Source organism: Flagellimonas spongiicola, from assembly GCF_023502425.1.
In the GTDB taxonomy this organism is placed as follows: domain Bacteria; phylum Bacteroidota; class Bacteroidia; order Flavobacteriales; family Flavobacteriaceae; genus Flagellimonas; species Flagellimonas spongiicola.
The window spans coordinates 38511-56640 of the sequence record NZ_JAMFMA010000005.1 but is presented as its reverse complement, the minus strand read 5'-3'; the positions used below and the strand labels follow the sequence as shown (position 1 = coordinate 56640).

The 18130-nt window shown below is 38.6% G+C and carries 17 protein-coding genes and 1 tRNA gene; 6 read left to right on the top strand and 12 right to left on the bottom strand.

What is annotated here, in order from left to right; genetic code table 11:
• Positions 1-2: 2 nt before the first annotated feature.
• Positions 3-455, bottom strand: coding sequence for an SRPBCC family protein (locus M3P19_RS16505; RefSeq protein WP_249658805.1), 453 nt, complete (start codon positions 453-455; stop codon positions 3-5).
• A gap of 116 nt (positions 456-571) precedes the next feature.
• Between M3P19_RS16505 and M3P19_RS16500 the strand changes: the two genes are divergently transcribed.
• The 6 genes from M3P19_RS16500 to M3P19_RS16475 all read left to right on the top strand — a co-directional run bounded on the left by M3P19_RS16500 (position 572) and on the right by M3P19_RS16475 (position 7385).
• Positions 572-1453, top strand: a complete 882-nt coding sequence (locus M3P19_RS16500; protein ID WP_249658804.1) for a peptidyl-prolyl cis-trans isomerase — start codon at positions 572-574, stop codon at positions 1451-1453.
• Positions 1437-2840, top strand: coding sequence for a peptidylprolyl isomerase (locus M3P19_RS16495; RefSeq protein WP_249658803.1), 1404 nt, complete (start codon positions 1437-1439; stop codon positions 2838-2840). Before M3P19_RS16500 ends, M3P19_RS16495 begins: the two co-directional genes overlap by 17 nt.
• Before the next feature lie 4 nt (positions 2841-2844).
• A complete protein-coding gene (locus M3P19_RS16490; RefSeq protein ID WP_249658802.1) occupies positions 2845-3798 on the top strand; it encodes an AAA family ATPase in 954 nt (317 codons plus the stop codon).
• Between the two features lie 100 nt (positions 3799-3898).
• On the top strand, positions 3899-6169 hold the full coding sequence (locus M3P19_RS16485; RefSeq protein WP_249658801.1) for an aconitate hydratase: 2271 nt from the start codon (positions 3899-3901) through the stop codon (positions 6167-6169).
• A 76-nt stretch (positions 6170-6245) separates the two neighbouring features.
• Complete coding sequence (locus M3P19_RS16480) at positions 6246-6806, top strand: TlpA family protein disulfide reductase (protein WP_249658800.1); 561 nt, start codon at positions 6246-6248, stop codon at positions 6804-6806.
• A 6-nt stretch (positions 6807-6812) separates the two neighbouring features.
• A complete protein-coding gene (locus tag M3P19_RS16475) occupies positions 6813-7385 on the top strand; it encodes a TlpA family protein disulfide reductase (protein ID WP_249658799.1) in 573 nt (190 codons plus the stop codon).
• On the opposite strand, the gene M3P19_RS16470 is transcribed toward M3P19_RS16475, so the two are convergent.
• The 11 genes from M3P19_RS16470 to M3P19_RS16420 all read right to left on the bottom strand — a co-directional run bounded on the left by M3P19_RS16470 (position 7375) and on the right by M3P19_RS16420 (position 18130).
• A complete protein-coding gene (locus M3P19_RS16470; protein WP_249658798.1) occupies positions 7375-7824 on the bottom strand; it encodes a sterol desaturase family protein in 450 nt (149 codons plus the stop codon). The genes M3P19_RS16475 and M3P19_RS16470 overlap by 11 nt on opposite strands.
• Positions 7825-8664 carry a phytoene/squalene synthase family protein gene (locus tag M3P19_RS16465; protein WP_249658797.1) on the bottom strand — a complete coding sequence of 280 codons (840 nt, stop codon included), beginning with the start codon at positions 8662-8664 and terminating at the stop codon, positions 7825-7827.
• A gap of 2 nt (positions 8665-8666) precedes the next feature.
• Positions 8667-10121, bottom strand: a complete 1455-nt coding sequence (locus tag M3P19_RS16460) for a phytoene desaturase family protein (RefSeq protein WP_249658796.1) — start codon at positions 10119-10121, stop codon at positions 8667-8669.
• Positions 10122-10124: 3 nt separating this feature from the next.
• Complete coding sequence (locus tag M3P19_RS16455) at positions 10125-11027, bottom strand: MerR family transcriptional regulator (RefSeq protein ID WP_249658855.1); 903 nt, start codon at positions 11025-11027, stop codon at positions 10125-10127.
• Positions 11028-11289: 262 nt separating this feature from the next.
• A tRNA-Leu gene (locus tag M3P19_RS16450) sits at positions 11290-11373 on the bottom strand.
• A gap of 88 nt (positions 11374-11461) precedes the next feature.
• On the bottom strand, positions 11462-12175 hold the full coding sequence (locus tag M3P19_RS16445; protein ID WP_249658795.1) for a gluconate 2-dehydrogenase subunit 3 family protein: 714 nt from the start codon (positions 12173-12175) through the stop codon (positions 11462-11464).
• A gap of 2 nt (positions 12176-12177) precedes the next feature.
• Positions 12178-13896, bottom strand: a complete 1719-nt coding sequence (locus tag M3P19_RS16440) for a GMC family oxidoreductase (RefSeq protein ID WP_249658794.1) — start codon at positions 13894-13896, stop codon at positions 12178-12180.
• Positions 13897-14007: 111 nt separating this feature from the next.
• Positions 14008-14790, bottom strand: a complete 783-nt coding sequence (locus M3P19_RS16435; RefSeq protein WP_249658793.1) for an ABC transporter permease — start codon at positions 14788-14790, stop codon at positions 14008-14010.
• A complete protein-coding gene (locus M3P19_RS16430; RefSeq protein ID WP_249658792.1) occupies positions 14783-15493 on the bottom strand; it encodes an ABC transporter ATP-binding protein in 711 nt (236 codons plus the stop codon). The genes M3P19_RS16435 and M3P19_RS16430 overlap by 8 nt, the downstream gene beginning before the upstream one ends.
• The gene (locus M3P19_RS16425) at positions 15490-16683 is read right to left on the bottom strand and encodes a nitrous oxide reductase family maturation protein NosD (protein ID WP_249658791.1); all 1194 of its coding nucleotides are present in this window, start codon (positions 16681-16683) and stop codon (positions 15490-15492) included. The genes M3P19_RS16430 and M3P19_RS16425 overlap by 4 nt, the downstream gene beginning before the upstream one ends.
• Positions 16684-16741: 58 nt before the next feature.
• Positions 16742-18130 (bottom strand): nitrous oxide reductase accessory protein NosL, encoded by a 1389-nt coding sequence (locus M3P19_RS16420; RefSeq protein WP_249658790.1) that lies wholly within the window; start codon positions 18128-18130, stop codon positions 16742-16744.

Below are 18130 nucleotides of genomic sequence, written 5' to 3'. Positions count from 1 at the left end.
TCTTATTGATCCAAAACTGAGGTTCCGTTTTCTGCAAAGGCTTTAAAATCCATTAGATACTTCATGGATTGCTTTTTAAATGCACCGGGCATTAAAAATGCCATCAATTTCATGCCAAAACCTGAAAATTGAAATTCGCTTTCTGAGGTCCATTGTGTCTTACCATTTACTTCTTGAAAATAGTTTTTTTGGATATTATGAACACCTTTGGTATCATAAGTAGTGTGGAATTCCTCAGGTAAATTCCGTTTAATAATGGTTTCAACCATTTCAAATTCCCGTTTTCCCATTTTGTATTTTAGGCGCATCTGAGCTCCTTCCGACTCTGGTGAATCCGATAAATGTTCGTAGCCTACTAGCCCACGCTGCCAGTGCTTCATGTGCTCCGGGTTATCCAGTTTTTCGATAAACTTGTCTCTTGGCAGGTCTATCGTGATTTCACAAGTGTATTTCATGACATTAGGTTCTGGTACTAATGTAGTAAAATATACAGTTACAATAGCTTACTAAAAATCTGTTAACGCAATGAAAACCTACTTGCAGAGGTTTAAGTAATTGTTATTTTTGCGGAATGTATTCTCATCAAAAGCGAACAATCTACCTACTATTTGTTGTTGGCCTAATGGCATTTACCTCATGCGAGGGTCTTTTTCGGGAAAAAACAGAGAAAGAACCCATAGCACGAGTTGGTGAAGCGTTTTTATACAAGGAGGACCTGGTACCTTTCTTACCAGACGATATGTCTGCACAGGATAGTATCTTATTTGTGACCAATTACATAAATAATTGGGCTTCAAAGCAGTTATTACTATCTAAATCCAAGATTAACCTTCCCGAGGAAAAGCTTGCGGAATTTGACCGTCTCGTATCTGATTATAGGGCAGATTTGTATACTAGGGCCTATGTGGAGGCCTTGGTGTTCAAAGGACAGGATACCGCTATTTCCAATTTTCAGTTACGAGAATTTTACGAGCAAGAAAAAGAGAATTTCAGGTTGAGTGAAAAACTGGTTCAATTGCGATTCATTGGTCTTCCATTACAATTTCTTGATAAGGATAATGTAGTGGATAAAATGAAGAATTGGAGTGAAGATGATCGCATTTACTTGGATTCCGTAGCCATTCAATTCAAAAAAATCCATTTCAACGATTCCATTTGGGTGAATACATCCAGGGTTATGGAAGAAATACCACCTTTGACCCCTTTGAACGAGGAGGACTACTTAAAAAAATCACAATTTTTTGAAATACAGGATTCGTTGGAGGTATATTTGGGACAAGTGACAGATGTCTTGGAAATTAATGACATAGCTCCTTTTGACTATGTTGCACCGGATATTAGACAATTGATTTTGAACAGAAGACGAATGGATTACATTCGAAACTTGGAGACAGACATCATAGATGAAGCAATTAAGAAGAATGAATTTGAAGTTTATGGAAAGGATAACTAAACTGGCATTTGGATTGTTAGCGCTAACCTTTGTTGGCGTAACAAATGCCCAGCAATTGGATGAGGCAACAGCTATTAAAGATTCAACTGAGGCCACAAATAGGATTAAGTTGGATGGAATTGCTGCCGTAATCGGCGATTATGTGATTTTGGATTCCGATGTGGATAAAACCCTCATTGATTTGAAAAGTCAAGGTGCTTCCACCGAAGATATAACACGATGTAGTTTATTGGGGAAACTTATGGAGGATCGCTTATACGCACATCAAGCCGTTCAAGATAGTTTATTGGTTTCTGATGATCAGGTAAATGCCCAAAGTGACCGTCAAATCCAACAGTTAGTAAGTCAAGTTGGATCTATTGATAAAGTGCTTAAGTTTTATAAAAAACCAGATATTGAAAGTTTTAGAGAAGAACTTTTCGAGATTAATAAGCTTAGAATGTTATCAGAAAAAATGCAAGGTAGCATTGTTGAGGAAATTGAGGTTACACCAGAAGAAGTACGACAGTTTTTCCAACGAATTCCGGAAGATGAGCGTCCTGTGTTTGGCGCGGAATTGGAAATTGCGCAAATTGTTAAACAGCCTACCGCTCCTGAAGAGGAGAAGCAGAAGGTCATTGATCGTTTGAATCAAATTAAACAGGATGTAGAGGATAACGATGCCAGTTTCAATGTCAAGGCTATTCTTTATTCACAAGACCCTGGTTCCAAATCTAAAGGTGGTTTTTACAGTATGACAAGGGAGACCCCATTTGTAAAAGAATTTAAGGATGTGGCTTTTAGTTTGCAGGAAGGGGAAATTTCAGAACCTTTTGAAACTGATTTTGGATATCATATCATTTACATAGAGAAGATAAGGGGTCAAGAATTGGATTTAAGACATATTCTGTTGATACCGGAGATTCCTCAAGAGACTTTGGATAATGCTGTTAAGGAATTGGATAGTATCCGTCAACATATTTTAGATGGTAAATATACCTTCGCAGAAGCTGCATTGAACTTTTCTGATGAAAAGGAGACCAAATTTGATGGTGGTTTGTTGCGTAATCCAATCAATTTTGATTCTAGGTTCGAGTTGACCAAAATGGATCCAGCGTTGTACAATCAAGTCCGTAATCTTAAGGATGAAGAAATCTCAAGACCGCTCAAAGAAGATGATCCACGAGGCGGAGCACCAAAGTTCAAGATCATGAAGATTTCAAATCGATATGATGAACACAAGGCTGATTTTGCGCAAGATTATTTGAAAATCCAAGAATTGGCACTTCGGGAAAAACAATTTAAGGCCATCACGGATTGGATGGACGAACACATTGAGGATACCTATATTCATGTAAATACGGACAATAGGTCATGTGATTTTGCTAACAATTGGGTAAAGGAATAGGTGCATGTCAGACGTTACTGCGGTAGATAACCTAGTTAAGAAACATCAGGAACTTAAAAATGAGATTGCTAAGGTCATTGTTGGCCAAGAAAAGGTGATCGAACAGATACTATTATCCGTTTATACCGGTGGCCATTCGCTTTTGATTGGCGTGCCGGGATTGGCCAAAACATTAATGGTCAATACTATTGCGCAGACATTGGGCTTGGATTTCAAGAGAATTCAATTTACCCCTGATTTAATGCCCAGCGATATCCTAGGGAGTGAGGTTTTGGACCAAAACCGTAATTTCAAATTCATTAAAGGTCCCGTTTTTGCCAATATCATCTTGGCAGACGAAATAAACCGTACGCCCCCTAAAACGCAGGCTGCCTTGTTGGAGGCAATGCAGGAAAAAGCAGTGACAATTGCTGGTGAACAACATAAATTGGCCATGCCGTATTTTGTTTTGGCCACTCAAAATCCAATAGAACAAGAAGGTACCTACCCCTTACCAGAAGCCCAATTGGATAGGTTCATGTTCGCCATTGAATTAAAATACCCTTCAATAGCGGAAGAAATCCAAGTGGTTAAATCCACAACCACAGACAAAGAGGTAAACTTAAGTACTTTGTTTTCTGCCGATGAAATTGTTGCGGTTCAGCAATTGGTCCGTAGGATTCCTGTTCCGGATAATGTTATTGATTATACGGTTCGTTTGGTCAACAGAACTAGACCAGGAATGCCAGATTCATCTGATTACGTGAATAATTATGTGGATTGGGGTGCAGGACCAAGAGCTTCTCAAAACCTTATACTAGGGGCAAAAGCCCATGCAGCTGTCAATGGAAAATATTCTCCGGATATGGAAGATGTGAAGGCAGTGGCCATGGGAATTCTTCGCCATAGAATTCTAAAAAACTATAAAGCTGAAGCTGAAGGCATTTCTGAAGAAGATATCATCTCAGAATTGTTATAAATTCAATTTATCCTCGACTTATTTAGTAGATTCTAATACCTTAATCGTTGGTATTTTCTTAAATTTACGGAATTACAAAAATCTAAAATTCAATTGCAGAATGGCGTTTGACATTGATATGATCAAGGGTGTCTATGCTTCCATGGGGGAACGTGTGGAAAAAGCCCGAGAATTGGTGGGAAAACCACTGACCCTAGCAGAAAAAATACTGTATTCACATTTATGGGATGGGACTCCATCCAAAAAGTTCGAAAGAGGAAAAGACTATGTTGATTTTGCCCCGGACCGGGTAGCATGTCAAGATGCAACGGCGCAAATGGCCCTGTTGCAATTCATGCACGCAGGTAAACCCAAGGTGGCAGTACCAACAACCGTTCACTGTGATCACCTTATTCAAGCAAAAGTTGATGCCAAAACCGATTTAAAAAGAGCTAATGAAACTAGCAACGAGGTATTCAACTTTTTAGAATCCGTTTCGAATAAATATGGGATTGGATTTTGGAAACCTGGTGCAGGAATTATCCATCAGGTTGTTTTGGAAAACTACGCATTCCCAGGGGGGATGATGATTGGTACGGATTCTCACACCGTAAATGCAGGTGGATTGGGAATGGTAGCTATTGGAGTTGGTGGGGCAGATGCTGTGGATGTTATGGCCGGTATGGCTTGGGAACTGAAATTTCCTAAACTGATTGGAGTTAAATTGACAGGAAAACTTTCAGGTTGGACTGCTCCAAAAGATGTGATTTTAAAAGTTGCAGATATCTTGACTGCTAAAGGAGGTACCGGTGCGATCATCGAATATTTTGGTGAAGGAGCAACGTCCATGTCTTGTACAGGAAAAGGAACAATTTGTAACATGGGTGCTGAAGTAGGTGCCACAACCTCGACATTTGGATACGATGAATCCATGGACAGGTATTTAAGAGCTACAGACAGAGCGGATGTGGCGGATGCAGCATTGGAGGTTAAAGAACATCTGACCGCAGACCCTGAAGTTTATGCCAATCCAGAACAGTACTTTGATCAGTTGATAGAAATTGATTTAAATACATTGGAACCTCACTTGAATGGTCCTTTTACTCCGGATTTAGCTACGCCAATTTCTAAAATGAGTGAGGCAGCAAAAACCAATGATTGGCCGCTAAACGTTGAAGTTGGTTTGATAGGTTCATGCACAAATTCTTCCTACGAAGACATTTCAAGGGCCGCTTCCTTGGCGAAACAAGTAGCGGATAAAAATCTTAAGACAAAATCAAAATTCACCATAACACCAGGATCAGAACAAGTTCGCTTTACCATCGATCGTGATGGTTTTATCGAAACCTTTAATGCTATTGGAGCCACAGTGTTCGCAAATGCATGTGGACCATGTATTGGTATGTGGGATAGATATGGTGATCAGGCCGCAAATGGCCCGCGTAATACCATTGTACACTCCTTCAACAGGAATTTTGCCAAACGAGCAGATGGTAACCCAAATACATTGGCCTTTGTAGGTTCGCCAGAATTGGTTACCGCTATTGCTATTGCAGGAAGATTGGATTTTAATCCGGTAACGGATAAGTTGATCAATGAGGATGGTGAGGAAGTGATGTTGGCTGAACCAAGAGGCTATGAATTACCTCCAGAAGGATTTGCTGTGGAAGATGCAGGATTTATTGCACCAATGGAAGATGGCAGTGGTGTACAGGTAATCGTATCACCAACTTCTGAACGATTACAGCTATTGGAGCCTTTTGTGCCAATTTCAACGGAAAGCCTGCAAGGCGTAAAACTATTGATAAAGGCATTTGGAAAATGTACGACAGACCATATTTCCATGGCTGGACCTTGGTTACGCTATAGGGGGCACTTGGATAACATAGCAAATAATACATTGATTGGTGCCGTTAATGCGTACAATAAGCAAACGAATTTTGTCAAGAATCAGCTAACCGGCGAATATGGAGCTGTACCAGATGCACAACGTGCTTATAAAAAAGAAGGTATAAGAACAATAGTGGTTGGTGATCACAATTACGGTGAAGGTTCTTCAAGGGAACATGCTGCGATGCAACCAAGACATTTAGGCGTTGCTGCTGTTTTGGTAAAATCCTTTGCTAGAATACATGAGACCAACTTGAAAAAGCAAGGAATGCTGGCCTTGACATTTGCGAATGAGGGCGATTATGATTTGATTCAGGAGGATGATACCTTCAACTTTGTTGATATTGCAGACTTCGCTCCAGGTAAACAGCTGACCTTGGAAGTTGTTCATTCTGATGGTAGTAAGGACACCATTATGGTTAACCATTCTTACAATGACTCCCAAATTGATTGGTTCAAGGAAGGATCAGCATTGAACATGATCAAAAAGGAAAACGCCTAAAATAATTGTAACTAAATAGTTAAAAACTCCTGATTTAATGTCAGGAGTTTTTTAGTTTTGAGACAAACCAATCACCATGAAAAAAGGTAAAAAAACCTTTATAAATATTCTTTTAATACTTTTTGTACTTTCCTTTTTTGTAACTCCAATGGGGCACTATGGTAAAGTACTTCTCAATAGGGTATTTGCTACTTCACCACCAATTATAGAAGTTTCAGCACGTGAGAAAATCACGGATTATGATTGGAAGTTAAAAGATGCTGAATGGAATTTCTTCAATTTTGATAGATCAAAAGGAAGGGTTGTGTTTATCAATCTTTGGGCATCTTGGAAGTTGCCAAGTGAAGCAGAATTGGTAAGTATTCAAAAAATGTACGACTCCTATCAGGACAAAATGGATTTCTACATTATTACCAATGAGAATCGACCTCCAGTGGAGGAATTTATGGAAAAACATGCATTTTCTTTTCCGGTTACGTATTTGATCATAGGTGAAAAAATGCCAATTAATCCGGATGAAGTGCCATCTTCCTATCTTATTGATAAATCTGGTAATGTAGTGATCTACAAGAAAAAAATAGCGAAATGGAGCACATCCAAAGTTTACAACCTATTGGATGAATTAATTGCAGAATAAAACTGAATGAAGCTTAGTAGATCTCAAATTACCAATGCACTTTGGATAGTTGCAATACTTCTCATACTATTTACTCCTGTACGATATCATCTTAGAATGTTTGTTGGGAATATTCTTTTTGGAAGTACGCACATTGTTGCTAAAGATGATAGGGAAATACTTGAAAATTACAATTGGAATCTGATTGATTTACAAGGAAACACCCTTAGTTTTCAAGATTTAAAAGGTAAAGTGGTTTTTGTGAACTTTTGGGCTACTTGGTGCCCACCTTGTGTTGCTGAATTACCAAGTCTAGTCCGTTTGCATCAAGAATATGGGTCAAAAGTTGTTTTCGCCTTTGTTGCCGAAGATGAGGAGGAAAAGGTGAGAAAGTTTCTAGTTAAAAAAGGATATCAATTACCTGTTTATTTTGAGACCAGTCGGACTCCTGACTTGTTGTTTTCACAGACGATACCTGCAACTTACATCATAAGTAAGACTGGAGAAATTGTTGTTAAGGAGTTCGGTGTTGCGAAATGGGACAGCAATCGAAACAAACAACTTTTAGAGGAGCTATTGGCTGAATCACCTACTTTTTAAAATACTTAAAAGGGACGACCAACATACCAAAGCACTCGCCGTCTTCCTTCCCTAAGTGTTTATGGTGGATTTTATGTGCCCTTCGTACACCTCGGGCATACCAATTGTTGGCATTTCGAAACATCTTAAATCGCTGATGTATAAAAATATCGTGAACTAAAAAATAAGCGATACCGTAGGCCAGAATACCAAAACCCAAGGGCCAACCGTACCAAAAACTGGTTTCCGCTCCTAAATAGAAGCAAACCATGCTTACAACAGCGTAGAATATAAAAAAGGCATCGTTGCGTTCAAACCATGAGTCATGGTCTTTTTTGTGGTGATCTCTATGGAAATGCCATAAAAACCCATGCATCACATATTTATGAGTGAACCATGCCATAAACTCCATGATGGAGAATGTTCCTAAAAAAATTAAAATCCAAAGTGCAATTTTCATTTAAAACAGCTGCAGTTTATAGTTTACATAAGATTGGGCCAACAATCCCAATTTTTGATAATCAGGAACTCGAATACGTGTATTCTTGATTTCCAAAGGTGGTGTACTCTGTAATTTTTGAAGTAGCTTTTTGTAATATTTATAGGCAGTGTAAACTCCAAATTTAGCCTCCTTGGGAAGTTTTATAAGTCCTGAATATGCCAATGCAAAATCAGCTCTTATTTCATCCACAATACGTTTTTTTGAAGCTTCATCCAACTCCATCAAATTTGTGTTTGGGAAGTACGTACGTTCCAAATCTTCAAAATCGGCCTTTAAATCCCGTAAAAAGTTGACTTTCTGGAATGCTGAACCTAATGCCATGGCTGATGCTTTCAATTCATCATATTTTTCCATGTTCCCATTCACGAATACGCATAAGCACATGAGGCCTACAACATCTGCAGAACCGTAGATGTATTCTTTGTATTCACCGAGACTTAGGTACTCTTTTTTGGTGAGGTCCATTCGCATACTTTTCATAAATGCCTCCACCAGATGATGGGGTATATTGTATTTATGGTACGTGTGCTGGAAGGAATTGAGAATAGGATTCAAACTAATTTTATTCTCAATAGCTAGTTCCATATCCTTTTCAAATTTGTTGAAAAGGGTTTCTTTTTCATAATCGTGGAAGCTATCCACTATCTCATCAGCAAAGCGAACAAAACCATATATATTGTAAATATCTTTTCGAATGGTTGGAGACAACATTTTGGTCGCCAATGAAAAGGAAGTGCTATAAGACTGGGTAACAATCTTACTGCAGCTTCTGGAAACATCGTCAAAAATAGATTTCATTGTTATAAGTTTTTGGTTAACAGGTCCGCTACAAGTTTACCTGAGATCAATGATGGAGGTACTCCGGGGCCTGGAACTGTAAGCTGTCCTGTGAAAAACAGGTTTTTAACCTTGCTACTTTTGAGGTTAGGTCTTAAAAAGGCCGTTTGTTTTAAGGTATTGGCCATACCGTAGGCATTTCCTTTAAAGGAATTGTACTGTTCAATAAAGTCTTTTACACAGAAGCTCTCTTTAAAGATAATGGAATTTCTAACTACTTGATTGGTAATGGATTCAAATCTGTCCATTACAATATCAAAATATTGGGCCCTTAATTCTGGGGTATCTTCCAGTCCAGGCGCTATAGGGACTAAGAAAAAACCATTTTCACAACCGTTTGGAGCCATGCTACTATCCGTTATGGAAGGAAAGTTAGCATAGAACAATGGATTGGTAGGCCATTGCGGATGGTCATAAATCTCTTTGGCATGTAGTTCAAAATCAGTATCGAAAAAGAGGTTATGGTGATTTACATTTTCAAGTTTTTTGTCAAATCCGATGTAGAATAGGAGGGAAGAAGGTGCATACGTACGGGTTTGCCAATAATTCTCAGAATACTGTCGGTACTTCTTGTCCAATAGAGTTTCTGAATGATGATAGTCAGCACCACTAACCACATAATCTGATGTGACGTTTTTACCTCTAGTATTAACGCCACATATTACGCCATCCAAAACTAGGATTTTATCTATGGAGTGATCCGTGTGTATGGTAACACCTAATTCTTTTGCTAAATCTGCCATGGCGCGGATAACTTGATACATACCACCTTCGGGATGCCATGTACCCAAACCAAAATCCGCAAAATTCATAAAGCTGTAGAATGATGGCGTATTGCTTGGTTTAGCGCCTAAAAAAAGCACCGGAAATTCTAGTGTTGAAATCAATTTTGGATTATCAAACCGTTTGCGAACTTCCTGACTAATGGTTTTGAAAAACTGGTCCAAGCGTAAAACGGTATCCTTGGTCACTAATTCCAAGGGTGAAATACCTGGTTTAAGGACAACTTTATTGATGGCAATGTCATAGTTGTCCTGTGCTTTTTTTATAAAACTCCTTAACTGATTACTACTACCCGCTTCGATACGCTCAAATTCCAGGCATATCTGGTCCATGCAATCCCCAATGGTAATTTCATCATCTTTGAAAAAAATCTTGTAGGCTGGATTTAGTTTGTTTAGCTGATAGTAATCGGATGGTTGCTTACCGAATTCGGCAAAAAACTTTTCGAAGATGTCAGGCATCCAATACCAACTTGGACCAATGTCAAAGGTAAATCCGTCACGCACCAATTGTCTAGCACGTCCGCCAACTGTGGTGTTTTTTTCAAAGATCTCGACTTCCAATCCGGCTTTCGCCAAATAGCAAGCGGCAGAAAGTGAGGAAAATCCTGAACCTATGACTATGGCCTTCTTCATGTATTAAGCAAAATTTATCAATTGCTCAATGGAATTGAATGTCTGGATATGTGCAGGTAAATCCTCCTCTGAAATGTGTTTAATTTGATGGCCCAAAACCCAAAGTTTAGCTCGGTTTTCACCATTACTGACTATAGTGGAAAATTTATCAAAATATGAACTTAATTCATCCTTAGTTGGTGAAACGGTAAAGTAGCTAACAAAATGGACATTGTCGTAATACTTAAGTAAATCCACTAGATTTTCCAAAGGCATGGTTTGACCCAAATAGATGGATTTATACCCTAATAGGTTGATCTCGTAATTCAAGTACAACAATCCTATTTCATGAATCTCATTCTCAGGCAGGAAAAGTGCAAAAACCTTGTCTTTCTTGGTTGGTTCAAGTAATTGCAACTTTTCAGTGTTGATATGGATTTTTTGTTTTATCAAGTGAGAAATGAAGTGCTCATGGGAAGGACTGATGGTATCTGTTTGCCATAGCAAACCCAATTCATTAAGTAGCGGAATGAATACTTCGTTGAATATATCCCTGAATGACCTATCGGATAAAAGACTATTGTAGGTATTCAAAAATAAGGTTTGATCAAAATTGACCATGGCCAACTTAAACGCATTTATTGCATGATCCTTTTCACTACTTTGGGAAACAATTTCACGAACCAAAATAGGAATCTTGGTATCCTCCAATTTGGCTATTTTGGAAATCTTGTACCCATTGTTATAGAGCAAGGTTACATTCAATAGTTTTTGTAAGCTTGCTAGGCTGTATGTTCTAATGTTAGTACTCGTACGTTCAGGGGTGAACAAATTGTATCTTTTTTCCCAGATTCGAATGGTGTGTGCCTTGATACCGGAAAGATTTTCCATATCTCGGATACTGAAAGATTTTTTAACATTGTTCATCTTTTTCATATAAAAGTTAAACAAATTTACGATTTTAATGCAGGTATCCTAATAAATACCTCAATATTTAGAGAATCTTAGCGGTTTATTTAAGGGTGAACTTGAAAACGGAGCCTTATTTAGACTTTTGAATATTTACTTCATTACGAAACGGTACGTATGTGTTTCTCAACTCAGAGGTATAAAAAAAAGGGATAAACAAGGATTTGAATCCTAATTTTCCCTTTGTACTTGAAATCTGAAAAGTGTTTTCAGTTTTGTGTGCCCACGACTGGAGTCGAACCAGCACGTCCTTTCGAACACTACCCCCTCAAGGTAGCGTGTCTACCAATTCCACCACGTGGGCCTTTGGTATGCATTTTAAAAATGTGATCGCAAATATCGGCAAAAATAAACTTGCCAAACAAGCTAATTTCTATTTTTCAGACTACAATTTATGTCAACAAATTGCCGGCATCGTCCCATTCTGCCTTTACCGCACGCTTACTTTGATCTACACATTTTGCCAGCCATTCCTCATCATAAGAAACACCATGTTGTTCCAATACATCTTGAGGTACCCCATCCCATACATTGGGTGAATTGCCTTTATAGCCTAATTCCTCAATACCTTCTTTGGACGTATAATAACCGGTTAATGTAAGGTTACGCATCAAGGAAAAGAATTGAATTTCCAATGGTCGTTCTATTTCTGGCATATCCATATTCGGATAGGCTATGGTATCCAGCAGCTGTTTTTGTTGTTCTCCAGTAAGTGAGATAAATTGATTGTTGAAGTCCGAATTTGATTTGTGATCGAGCCACATTAACCCTCCTCGCAATGTAGGTTGGTACTCTGGGATATCTTTTACCATGAATTCTATGAATTCTGGAACTTGTACGTCTAAAGCACCTTTTAGTTCTTCAGTGGATGGAAGAATCAAACCACATAATACTGCAATGGTTTCCATTTCGTGTGCATTAAAAAATGTTTCTTCCAAAAGCTCAGCAATCAATTCAGCTTCTTTGGGTGTACGTCCATAATTGTATTTTGGTGTCAATACGGATTCCTCTGGAGCTGATTCTGGCTTTGGATTACAACCATGCACAGCCAGTCCGCTAGCCACGCCACCAAGAAGTATGGATTTTAAACTTTTTCTTCTGTCCATGATCAAATGTTTTGCTGTTTAAGCTGTTCTACAATATAATCTGAAGTTCTCCATGACAAGGCCAATATGGTCCATGTAGGATTCTTATCTGCCTGGGATACAAAAGGTCCTGCATCAACAACAAATACATTTTTAGCATCATGTAATTGTTGGTGACTATTCACAACAGAGGTCTTTTTGTCGTCTCCCATCCGTGTTGTTCCCACTTCGTGAATGATTTCACCGGGAGCAAGAATGCCATAATTTTGTTCTTTACCCGCCTTTTCACCAATTACGTGGCCACCCATGTTATGAATGATTTCTTCAAAGGTATCTTGCATGTGCTTAACTTGCTTGATTTCGTGATCGGTCCACTGGTAATTGAATTTTAGGATCGGGATTCCAAATTCATCCACTTTGGTCGGGTCTAGTTCACAGGAATTTTCTTTTTGCGCTACCGATTCCCCTCTGCCGGCCATGCCAATAACCGAACCATAGTATTTTTTGACATCCTTTCTTAGATCATTCCCATACCCGCCTACTTTTAGACCAAAATACTTGTTCAAATCATTCGGATTGAAGCCAAATCCATAACTGGGCATTCCAAGACCGCCCCACATTTCAATATGGTAACCACGAGGAAAATCCAGTTTTTCATTTTCCAACCACCACGGGGAGTAAACATGCATTCCACCTACACCATCTTCGTTATAGGTTTTACGGTTCATCAGTTCTGGCACAAAACCCATGAGGTTGCTTCCGGTGGAATCATGAAGGTATTTACCAACAATATCACTACTGTTACCCAACCCATTGGGATGCTGTTTGCTTTTGGAGTTCAATAATATTCGCGCAGAACTACAGGCTGATGCGGCAAGCACCACAATTTTACCTTTTAGTTTGTACTCTCTACGGTCTTCTTTATTGATATATGATACACCAGTAGCTTCCCCTTCTTCGTTGGTTGTTACTTCACGTACCATACAGTTTACAAAAAGGTCTACTTGCCCTCCATTTTTCTGGGCTGGAAAAATCAAACAGGAGCCGGAAGAAAAATCCGCGTAAACTTGGCAAGCTCTAGAACACTGCCCACAATAAAAACAGACACCACGCTCGTCGTTGATTTTCTTCGTCAACATTGACATGCGCGAAGGATATACCGGCACATTGGATTTTCTGGCACCCTTTATATAGAATAGTTCATGTAGTCTTGGTTTTGGTGGCGGAAGGAAAAAGCCGTCTGGGTCATTTGGCAAGCCTTCGTTAGTACCAAAAACGCCTATTAACTTATCTACTTTGTCATAGTAGGGTTTAACATCTTCATAGCCAATGGGCCAATTGTCACCTAAGCCGTCATAGTTTTTTCGTTTAAAATCCTTGGGTCCAAAACGCAGTGATATTCTTCCCCAATGATTGGTTCGTCCGCCAAGCATTCGCGACCGAAACCATTTGAAGTCAGTATTATCAGTGTTGGTGTAGGGTTCTCCTTCAATTTCCCATCCACCATAGGCGGTATCAAAATCGCCAAAAGGTCTAATAGTACTTGCGCCTCTTCTGGGAGATTCATAAGGCCATTTTAACTGTGTCATTTGCTCCGGGTCCGCTGGGTCAAAAAAAGGACCTGCTTCAACTACCGCAACTTTCAATCCTGCCTCTGACAATATTTTGGTAGCCATCCCACCTCCAGCTCCGGAACCTACGATAATTACATCGTAAGTTTTAGATTCTTCAATAATCTGCATGTGTTGGTATTCTTTGACCAACAAATTAGGAATAAAAATTGGTGCTAAGTGTTTTTTTCGCTTTTTAACAGCTAAACTAAAGTCACTGACATCTCGGAAGGTAATTATGGGTTAAAAGTCCTTTCGTTTGGATTTCAACATCAATCTAGAAATTGGTAAAACAGTCCATAGGATTAATGTGCCAAGTGAAACCAAAAATCCAAGATTAGTACCAAAGAATTGTTTGAAAACCGCACCTGTATAACCGAGTAATGCCGAAATGTCCAGTTTTAGCAAAATCAGTGTTCTAGACAGATCAATTGGATTTAGCATGGTGGCTGCAAGAGAAAAATTATCTAGAGGATACTCTTCAAAAACAATCAGGGAAACCAAGAAGATACCATCATAAATGACCGCAAGGAACAACCACATCAATACGGCATACCCAAACCCCTTTATCTTGTTTTCATTGGATAGTGAAATATTAAAAGCCAGTGCAGTAAAAATCATGGTAAGAAAACCACCGACAACAAGAAGCAGCGCAAAATCCCAAATCACCATACTCCTAAACAGGCCGTAGCAAAGAAATGGAATACCCAATCCAAAGATTAGACTTAGCGTCAAGGATCCGGCCACTCCTAAGTATTGTCCTAAAAATATGGACGTTCTTTTAACGGGTTGAGCCAGCAAGAGTTCCGTGAATTCTTTTGAGTTGTAATAGTACATCACGCCAAAAATTGTTGCTATCAAGGGAACCAAAACAATGATAATGTTCATCAATGTGATTACGGCCTTCGATATATCATTATTCAGGAAAAGCAATACAAATCCCAATAGGAGATAAAACATAAAATAGACGTAGCTCCAGCGGCTTCGCATCAGGTCAAAAAAACTATATTTTAGGATTTTAAACATGTTCAGAGGGTATTGCAATTGCCGCAATGGCATGGTCGAATTTGGTTTGATGTGTTTTTTTAAGAAGTGATTGCATCGTCCCTCTAAAGTATATCTTACCCTCCAACAGATAAATAATCTGATCGGCCATTTCCTCCACAAATTGTAGTATATGAGAGGTTATCAGAATGGTTTTCCCTGCTTGTTTTTCTTTTCTGATCAGATCTTTGAGATTAAGCAAGGCGGCAGGGTCAAGTCCTGTTGTGGGTTCGTCTAATATGTAAACTGGGGAGTCAAACATAAATGCCAATAGGATATTTACTTTTTGCTTGGTGCCACCCGATAACGTTGACAGCTTTTTGTCTAAAAATGAATTTAGATTGAATAGTTGAATCAATTCATCTGCCCTGTTGTTTTTATTACGCAAGTCCTTGATCATTTTGATAAGTTCGTTTACACGTAAATTCCCAGGGAAATTGGCAATTTGAGGAAGGTAATTTATCTCCTTACGGTAGAGCCAATTGTTCTTAATGCTCTGTCCAGATACTTCAATCTGCCCATCATCCATAATTACCATACCAAGGATACTCTTTATCAGCGTGGTTTTTCCGGAACCGTTAGGTCCTAAAACGGCATATATGCCGCCATTTTCCACATCAAGATCTAGATTGTTCAAGACCTTATTTTTTCCGAAAGATTTGCATAGGTTATTAATTTGTATCATCGTATTCTCTTCATTGATGGGTTTTTATCTTGCAAGTTATCTGGTGTAAAAACTGGTGAAACTTTTTCTGAAAAGTCAATGATATCCATAAACAGACTGCGAAGCAGTATGATAGTTTCCGGAGTTCTGTTTACGATGTATGAAAATAGTTTTACAGGTCTGTAAGGGATGTCTCCAATACCATTTTTATTTAGGTCATACCCAGTGTAATTGCTCCAATAGTTTTGGTCGAACAGGTTGTCATTTAGCTTACTGTTGTATGAGACATCAAAAGAATTATACAAAAAGTTATTAGCTATAAACGAATTACCGTAACAGGCACCTCTCACTTTTAGGGCCCACCCATTGTTTGTAAAATCATTGTTTTTATAGTCAATTCGATTTGAGCCCTCTATACTTATTCCTACTGTGTTTTCTTCAAAAGTATTCCCTGTAATCTCCGAATCATTGATCTCCTTCAATAAAAGTCCAAAAGAGGCTGCTCCCCAATTTTTCTTGAACACATTGTTGTGCATCCTAATCTTCTTGGAGAACATTACGGCTACGCCTGCACCATTATTTTCAAATGTATTCCCGGTGTAACTGTCATTGTTTGAAAACATGAAATGTAGGCCGTATCGGATGTTATTGGTACTTATATTGTCCTTGATGATTATATCGTCTGAAAACTCTAGATATATACCGTCACGTACATGCTGTACTATGTTTTTTTCGACAGTAATATTATTGCTATACCAGAGTTGAATACCGTTCCCAGAATTGAATTCCTCTACGGCATCTCCTATTATCTTGTTATGGTACACCTTGCCATAAGAAGACTTTTCTAGATATATACCGAAGAACAGCTTTTCCAATACTACATTCCGAATAATGAAGTGTTTACTTTTTACAACTCGAATAGCGGCATAATCTGAAGTATAACTTGTGCCGACGTTAATGATAAATAGTCCATCGACTATTACATTATCCGCAGTAATTGTTATGATTTCACCTTGGTCACTTCCGTCAATAATTGGGTAATTTTCACCCAATAATGTAAGCGGCTTGTTTACTTGGATGTCAAATTCTTTGTAGACTCCTTTTTTTATTAAGAGTGTGTCATTGGCATTTGCTTGCACTATTCCTTGTTTTATGCTCTTAATTGGACATGCTGCACATATTTTTAGCACAGACGCGTCAACATTTTGCATGGAACATATACTTATCAAAAAAACAAGCAAATACGTATTCTTCATGGCACTTTAAATATTATAGCACATTGTATCTAATCCCGGCATTTATGGTGTAATCTGAACTCATAAATAGCCCATTGAATTTTTGATAGATTGGCGCATTAAAATCCAGTCCCAGAATTAATTTTCCTTTGGCAAGAAGAATGTTTGTTCCTAAACCGGCGTTTACTAGTTCACCACCGTAGTTGGATGCGCGGGCGGTTGGTACCATCATGGGATTGAGATCTTCATCATTTCCAGATATAGCAGATTGTGTACTTGCAGATATACGAGTGTTAATTCCAATTTTGTTAGTGATGTTATATCCTGCCCAAATATTTAGTTCATGAATGTTACCAAACCGATATCCTTGACTGTTTCTTCCAGTGCTAAGTGTATTTAGCTGTTGGATTCCTACAAGTATGTTGGAGAAATTATATTTATAAGTGGCCCCTAAAGTCCAATCAAATGTTCCTGTCCCAAGTTGCATGGCATAGGGTAATTTGGCATTTTCCATCATTGGGGTAGTGGCTCGGTTTTCAATCTCTCCAATGGGTATGTTAACTTTGGCGTTAAGGTGCAATGCGTGTTTTCCGTTGGCCACAATCCCGTATAAAGCTCCTAACTTTAAATCGCCTAGTCCACTTGAACTAGTGGAAAAGTCATTATTCATAACCATTCCATTAGGCATGGTCATCTGCGAGGTTAAATCCATGTCCTTGGTTACCAAGTTTTGCATAAGCATCAAGGTTACCTTATCCGATGGGGCATACATTAATCCTAACATGAACATTTCCATTGTCATATTTTGGGGAGCCACCATGTAATTTTGAAAGATATCCGCATCTTCAATTTTACTACTCCCCATACGGTTTCCAGCCATGCTCATGAACATGGAACGAAAGGAAACCATTACCCCACCTTTTGGGTGCAAATGGTCACCCATAATGCCACTAGGAGCATAGGAGTTTGGCCCATGATGATGGTGCAGATGTTCCGTTTTACCGAAGGATGAAGATGTAAAACGCTCATTTAACGTGTTCCAGTCTAGAATTTCACCACCATTTTTTTCCTGCGCCAATTGCACATCCTTTTTAGACTTGTATGCTGAAAGATATGCACCCATGGGACTGGGTACATTTTTACTCTTCAAATAAAATGCCTTTTCTGCATCAATTTCCTGTTCAGAATTAAAATCTGTGACCAGTAATTGTTCAAATTCATTTTCATCTTTTGTTTTGACATAATTGACCAAGCATTCAACCGAATCAAAATGTTCAAATTTTCCATTCTCTTTTTCAACCAAGGCTTTAAACTCTGGCTGATTTATATCCATTCCACATAAAGAACATCTGTGGACCTTTTGTCCTTGAACTGCGGTAAACAGTAAGAAAAAAAGTATAGTAAGGTATTTGTTTAATTGCAT